This window comes from Actinomyces sp. ICM58 (genome assembly GCF_000283035.1).
Lineage (GTDB): Bacteria > Actinomycetota > Actinomycetes > Actinomycetales > Actinomycetaceae > Pauljensenia.
This window is the reverse complement of record NZ_ALIY01000026.1, coordinates 1-6,891: the sequence shown is the minus strand read 5'-3', so window position 1 is coordinate 6,891 and position 6,891 is coordinate 1. Positions and strand designations below refer to the sequence as shown.

Sequence of the window (6,891 nt, the reverse complement as noted above, 5' to 3'; positions counted from 1 at the left end):
TGGGGCACTTCGTGGTGCCTTTGTGGCGTCTCATGTTGTGGTTCCTCAGAAATGTCGCATGCAATTCCCCCACACGTATTTCAAACGTTGAAATCGCACCGTTGGAATTGCAACGTTTTCGGGCGCTGCAGAAAGTTCGGGTACCCGAATTGCATGCGAGTTTTGGTTGATGAGGCGCCCAAGGTGAACTCCTGTGTTCGGTCGTCGTCCCACGACACTGTCCACGACCCCCGGGACGCTTCGACCACCACCCCCACACCCCACAATGCGAAGAGCCTCATAACCTATCCGTATCGTCGTTTCCTATCCGCGTGCACGGCCCGAACTAACTATCGCGACAAGGATCGGCACACGGCACTGTTCAGCGCTCGCAGAGCACGCACACAGGGCATTCCAGCGCGACGCACGCGGCGATAAACACGCACAAGCAACATGAAGGCCCGAGACCTCTCCCCAACGCGCGAGCCTCTCCACACACAGTGCGGGCCCCGAGGATTCTCCTCGGGGCCCGCAGGCTCGGCGCTAGGACGCGCGGCTAGTTTCTTCGGCCGCCGTTATTGTTGCCGCCGCCGGTGTTCCCTCCACCGTTGCCGCCGCCGTTGTTCCCGCCGCCGTTGTTATTGCCGCCGCCGGTGCCGCCGCCGGTGCCGCCGCCGTTACCACCGCCGTTATGATTCCCGCCGCCGTTGTTGCCGCCGTTACCACCGCCGTTGTTGCCGTCCTCGTCGGACTCCTTCGTCGGCTCAGCCGAGGGGGTCGCCTCGGGGGTCGGCGTCGCAGTCGGCTCGGACGAGGACTGCGGGGCCTCGCTCGTCGCGGTCGGCACGGGCGTCGGAGCGTTGTTCTGGACCTTGCGGTTCGACTCGACCTTCCACGGGAAGTCATCGCCCGGCAGGTCCGCGGTCGCCGGCTTCATGTAGTCGATCCACACGTCCACCGGCCAGTCGCCGCCATGGAACTGATCCAGGCCACCCACGTCATCCAAGGGCACAGAGTTACCGTCAGCATCCGACTGGTACATCGACACGGCGGTCACCATGCCGGGCACGAAACCGATGAACTGCGCGGAGAGCTGGTCCGAGGAGGTGCCGGTCTTGCCCGCGGTCACCAGGCGCGCGATCGAATTGTCGACGCGGTTAGCCGTGCCATCACCCTTCGTGACGGCCTCGAGGGCCGGCATGATCGACGAGACCTCCTCGACGTCGAAGACGCGCGTGGGCTCAACGTCGCCCGAGTACACGAGCTTGTTGTGGGAATCCTCAACCTTCTTCACAATGTGCGGAGTGACGCGCTGGCCACCGTTCGCGATCGTCGAGTACGCGGTCGCCAAGTCGATGTTGTGCGGCGAAGAGGGGCCCAGCACGTTGAGGAGCTCATCGTTCAAGCCCACCGTGTCCTCGGGGATGCCCGCGTCGATCGCGGCCTTCATCGTATTCTCCGGCTCCACGTCATCATTGAGTCCCACGAACACCGTGTTCATCGAGTACGCGGTCGCCTTCACGAGGGTGACGTTGCCGAAAGAATAGCCGCCGTCATTCGACACGGGGGTCCCCATACCTCGGAAGTACTGCGGCGACTTACCCGAATAGGTGTCGTACACCGTGCCACCCAGGCGCGCGTTCGCCAGGAGGGCGAACGGCTTAAAGGAAGAACCCGCCATCGCGATATCCTGCGTCACCGCGTTCTGCTGGCGCTTCTCGTAGTCGGCGCCCGCATACTCGGCGAGGATCTCGCCCGTCTCAGGATCCATCGACGACAGGGCGACGTGCTGGTACGTGGGATCCCAGCCATCGACCTCGTTCATGCCCTCGGCGGCGGCGACAGCCTGCTCCTGGTGCTCCTTGTCGATCGTGGAGGTGATACGCAGGCCACCCTGGCCGATCTTGTCCTCGTCGAACTGTCCGGAGGCCAGCAGCTCCTCCTTAACCTGGGCCATCAGGTAGCCGTTCGTACCCGTCATCGACTCGCTATTGAGCGTGTCGGGGTCGATCGTCTCGGGGAACACGGCGGCGTTACGCTCGGACTGGCTCAGCCACCCGTCCTCGACCATAAGGTTCAGGTCACGTTCCCAACGCTCCTTCGCCTTATCCGGGTTCACGGCGGGATCCCACGCGGAAGGCGCGGGAATGACGGCGGCCAACAGTGCAGACTCGGACAGCGTCAGCTGGTCGGCGCCGTGGCCGAAGTAGGCCTGCGCGGCCGCGTCAATGCCGTAGGCGCCACGACCGAAGTAGATCGTGTTCATGTACGCGCCGATGACCTCGTCCTTGGACTTCTCGCGGTTGATCTTAATCGCCAAGACCGCTTCCTTGAGCTTGCCCGTGTACGACGTGGTCTCGCCCATGTAGTAGCGCTCAACGTACTGCTGCGTCAGGGTCGAACCACCCTGGCGCGCGCCGCCGCGCAGGTTGTTGACGAGGGCACGGAAGATGCCCTTCAGGTCGACGCCGTTGTTCGTGTAGAACGTGCGGTCCTCGGAGGCGACGATCGTCCTGGGCACATAGTCGGGCAGGGTCGTCGTGTCGATGATCTGCCTGTTGATGTCGCCGAGGGTGCCCATCTCGGTAGTGCCATCCGAGTAGTAGACGGTGGTCTTCTGCGCGAGCGCCAGGTCATCCGGCGCGGGGATGCTCAGCGTGTTGTACAGGTACAGGAACACGGCCATGCCTGCGATGAAGATACCCAGGAAGATGGTCAGGATTCCGAAGCCAATGCGCTTGACCCAGCGGAAACGCTTCTTCGCGGGACCCTTCTTGTCACTCGACGAGGCCTTGGCGGCCTTCCTCGAGGAGCGCGACGAGCGTCGCGAGGGCAGGGAGTCCCGCCCGGACGCGCTGTGCTTGTCCGGTTCGACGATGTCGTTCCAGCTGGATTTTCCGTTGCTAGTCGCCACGTGTTCGCCCTTTCAGCGGATTGTTGTACCTCTAGGTTAACCATGTTTCCTGAAAGAACCCCAATGTATGAATACAAACACAGGGGGGTGGGTGCGCGTTGCAGCGCACTCACCCCCCTGCCAGCGGTCCTTCAGTGAGGTCGTATTAGGACCACTGCTCCTCGGGACGCCCGGGGGCGGCCCAGAGAGTATGGAAAACACCTTCCTTATCGACCCGGTGGTAGGTATGCGAGCCGAAGAAGTCGCGCTGACCCTGGATGAGGGCCGCGGGAAGGCGCGTCGCGCGAATCTGGTCGAAGTAGGCCAAGGAGGAGGCGAACACGGGGATCGGAACACCCGCGAGGGCCGCCTGAGCCACGACGCGGCGCAGCGCGGGCGTGCACTCCTGGAAGCGGGTCGCGAAGGGCTCGGCGGCCAGCAGCAGCGGCAGGTCGGGGTCGGCCTCGTAGGCGCGCGTGATGTCGTCGAGGAAGGCGGCGCGGATGATGCAGCCCGCGCGCCAGATGCGAGCCAGGGCGCCCTTGTCGATGCCCCACTCGTATTCCTTCGCGCCCGCCTCGATCTCGTCGAAGCCCTGCGAGTAGGCGACGATCTTGGAGGCGAACAGCGCCTGGCGCACGTCCTCGATGAACGCAGCCCGCGCCTCGTCCAACTCGATGACGAGTGCGGTGGCGTTGCCCGCGAGCGCCTGGCCGGCCGCGCGCTGGGCAGGCTCGGAGGACGCGCCGCGCGCGAAGGTCGCCTCGCCGATCGCGGTGACGGGGACGGCCAGGTCGAGGGCGGTCTGCACCGTCCACTTGCCGGTGCCCTTCTGCGAGGCGGCATCCACGATGAGGTCGACGAGGGGCGTGCCGGTCTCGGCGTCCACCTGGCGCAGGACCTCGACGGTGATCTCCATGAGGTAGGAGTTGAGCTCGCCCTCGTTCCAGGCGGCGAAGATGTCGGCAATTTCGGCCGGCGTCGCACCCAGGCCCTCACGCAGGAGGGTGTAGGCCTCGGCGATGACCTGCATGTCCGCGTACTCGATGCCGTTGTGCACCATCTTCACGAAGTGGCCGGCGCCGTTCGCGCCAATGTACGTGGAGCAGGGGACGCCGTCGTAGGTGCCGGCGATGGCCTCGAACATGGGGCCGACGCGGTCGTAGGAGGCGGGGGTGCCGCCGGGCATGATGGAGGGGCCCCACAGGGCGCCCTCCTCACCGCCGGACACGCCCGCGCCCACGAAGTGCAGCCCGCGCTCGGCGGCCCACTTTTCGCGGCGGATCGTGTCGGTAAACAGGGAGTTACCGCAGTCGACGATAATGTCGCCCTCGTCCATGAGGTCGGCGAGCTGGCCCATGACGGCATCCGTCGAGGGGCCGGCCTGGACCATCATGATGGCGACGCGCGGCGTGCGCAGGGAGGCGACGAAGTCCTCGAGCGTGGACGCGGGGACGAAGGTCGCCTCGTCGCCGTGCTCGGCCATGAGCTTGTCGGTGCGCGCGGGCGTGCGGTTGAAGACGGCGGTCGCGTAGCCGTTGCGGGCCAGGTTGCGGGCGAGGTTGGCGCCCATGACTCCCAGGCCGTACACGCCGATGTCGGCGGAGGCCTTCTCGGGGGTGAACGTGCTCATGCGGGGACTCTCCTCACGTATAGGTCAATTGTCACCAGGGTACGTCCGTGGCAGGTGGGCACGCACCGTGCGCGGGCGTGACGATGGTCGCCCCCTCCCGGGCCGAAGGCCCCGCTCGCTCGCGTTTTCGCGGCCCGCCGCGCCTCTAGTCCTGCGCCTCGCGGGCTGCCTTCGCGGCGGCCTTGCGTGCCTTCTTCTCGGCGACCTTGGCCTCCCAGCGGGCCTGCTGCGCCTGATATTCCTCGGCGAGGGCGCGCACGTCCTCCGAGGCCCACCACTCCAGGAGCGCCTCGCGGGCGGCCTCCTCGCCCAGCGGTCCGCGCTCCATGCGCAGCTCCAGCAGGTAGTCGCGGGCGATCTTGACGGCGCGCGAGGGGCGCAGCCCCAGGATGTCCATGATCTGGTCACCGTCGAGGTCTGGGCGGATCGCGTCGAGCTCCTCCTGCTCGCGCAGGGCCCCGATGCGCGCCTCCAGGTCGTCGTAGGCGGCGGACAGGTAGTTGGCCTTGCGGCGGTTGCGGGTCGTGCAGTCGGCGCGCGTGAGGCGGTGGAGACGCTCGAGGAGGTCGCCCGCGTCGGCCACGTAGCGGCGCACCGCGGAGTCGGACCAGGCGGCCTCGCCGTAGCCGTGGAAGCGCAGGTGCAGGGCAACGAGGGTGGAGACGGCCTCGGTCGTCGCCTTGTCGAAGTGGAGGGCCTTCATGCGCTTGCGCGTCATCTTCGCGCCCACGATTTCGTGGTGGTGGAAGGACACGGAGCCGTTCGGCTCGAAGCGGCGCGTCGCCGGCTTGCCGACGTCGTGCATGAGGGCCGCGAAGCGCAGGACGAAGTCGGGGGCCGGGACGGGGCCGTCCGGGCCGGTCTCCAGGTCCATGGCCTGCTCGACGACGGTGAGGGTGTGCTCGTAGACGTCCTTGTGGCGCTTGTGCTCGTCGACCGTGGACACGAGGGCGGCGACCTCGGGCAGGACGATGTCGGCGACGCCCGTGTGCACCATCAGCTCGATGCCGCGGCGCGGGTAGGGGGAGATGATGAGGCGCTCAAGCTCGGCGCGGATGCGCTCGGCGGACACGATGTCCAGGCGCGAGGCCATGGTCTCCATCGCGTTCATGACGTCCAGGTCGACGTCGAGGCCCAGCTGGGCGCTAAAGCGCGCGGCGCGCATGATGCGCAGCGGGTCGTCGTCGAAGGACTGCTCGGCGGACACGGGGGTGCGCAGGTTGCCGTCCGCGAGGTCTGCCAGGCCGCCGCACGGGTCGACGAGGGCCATCTGCGGCAGGCGCATCGCCATGGCGTTAACCGTGAAGTCGCGGCGCGTCAGGTCGCCTTCGAGCGTGTCGCCGAAGGTCACCTCCGGCTTGCGCGAGCCGATCTCGTACTCGTCGGTGCGATACGTCGTCACCTCGACGATCAGGTCGCCTCGGCGACCCCCAATCGTTCCGAACTCCTTGCCAATGTCCCACGTCGCGTTACCCCACTGGGCCAGAAGCTCCTCGGTGCGTTCGGGACGCGCGGAAGTCGTCATGTCGAAGTCGTGTGGCGTCACCCCCAGGAAGGCATCGCGCACGGGCCCGCCGACGAGCGCGAGCTCCTCCCCGGCCTCGTCGAAAATCGTGCCGAGTTCCATAATCGCGGGCGGGAGCGCCGCAAACGTCCTCGTGGCGTTCGCCATGAGGGTAGGAATGTCCGTCGTTCCGGCGTTTTGCGCGGTCACGGGGCCGTTGATCGGGGAAGCTGACTGGGTACTCATCGCCCCTAAGCATGCCAGGAAAGCGCCCTGGCCGACTACCGGGGGCCGCCCACCGGCTAAAGTGGAGTCATGCCTGCACGTTCCGTTGACCGCCGAGCCGGGGTTCCCAGACCCCCGCGTCGGTCCGCTTCCGTGCGCCAAGGCCGCTCTCACCTGCCGATTTCCGCGGAAACCAGCGCGGGCGGCATCGTCGTCGATGTACGTGACGGAATTCCCTATGCGGCGCTGATCGCTCGACGCAATCGCGCGGGCCGCGTCGAGTGGTGCCTACCCAAGGGGCACCTGGAGGGGTCCGAGACTCCTCAGCAGGCCGCACTGCGCGAGGTCGCCGAGGAAACCGGCATCCACGGGCGCATCATCCGCCACCTCGCCTCCATCGACTACTGGTTCTCCGGCAACGACCGCCGCGTCCACAAGGTCGTCCATCACTACCTGATGGGGTATGAGTCCGGCACGATCACCGTGGAGGGGGACCCGGATCACGAGGCCGAGGCTGCCGCGTGGGTTCCCCTGCGCGACGTGTCGCGCCAGCTGGCCTACCCCAACGAGCGCCGCATCGTGCGCATCGCCCTCGATCTGCTCTACCGGGATAGCCGTGGCTAGGCGCGGGGTGTGGGTGGCCGCCGCGTGCGCGGC

4 protein-coding genes are annotated in these 6,891 nt (G+C 66.8%); 1 reads left to right on the top strand and 3 read right to left on the bottom strand.

Annotated features, from left to right (window positions below; all coding sequences use genetic code 11):
• Window positions 1-535: 535 nt before the first annotated feature.
• The 3 genes from HMPREF1138_RS01270 to HMPREF1138_RS01260 all read right to left on the bottom strand — a co-directional run bounded on the left by HMPREF1138_RS01270 (window position 536) and on the right by HMPREF1138_RS01260 (window position 6,177).
• Window positions 536-2,893, bottom strand: a complete 2,358-nt coding sequence (locus HMPREF1138_RS01270; protein ID WP_009055588.1) for a transglycosylase domain-containing protein — start codon at window positions 2,891-2,893, stop codon at window positions 536-538.
• 145 nt (window positions 2,894-3,038) lie between these two features.
• The gene (gene gndA, locus HMPREF1138_RS01265) at window positions 3,039-4,505 is read right to left on the bottom strand and encodes an NADP-dependent phosphogluconate dehydrogenase (protein WP_009055593.1); all 1,467 of its coding nucleotides are present in this window, start codon (window positions 4,503-4,505) and stop codon (window positions 3,039-3,041) included.
• A 145-nt stretch (window positions 4,506-4,650) separates the two neighbouring features.
• Entirely contained in the window at window positions 4,651-6,177 is a 1,527-nt protein-coding gene (locus tag HMPREF1138_RS01260; RefSeq protein ID WP_039936408.1) for a CCA tRNA nucleotidyltransferase, read from the bottom strand.
• 210 nt (window positions 6,178-6,387) lie between these two features.
• Between HMPREF1138_RS01260 and HMPREF1138_RS01255 the strand changes: the two genes are divergently transcribed.
• A complete protein-coding gene (locus HMPREF1138_RS01255) occupies window positions 6,388-6,858 on the top strand; it encodes an NUDIX hydrolase (protein WP_009055592.1) in 471 nt (156 codons plus the stop codon).
• Window positions 6,859-6,891: the final 33 nt, after the last annotated feature.

Excerpts from the sequence above, each read along its gene's own strand:
- gndA (WP_009055593.1), bottom strand. The coding sequence starts at position 4,505 with ATGAGCACGTTCACCCCCGAGAAGGCCTCCGCCGACATCGGCGTGTAC.
- HMPREF1138_RS01260 (WP_039936408.1), bottom strand. The coding sequence starts at position 6,177 with ATGGCGAACGCCACGAGGACGTTTGCGGCGCTCCCGCCCGCGATTATG.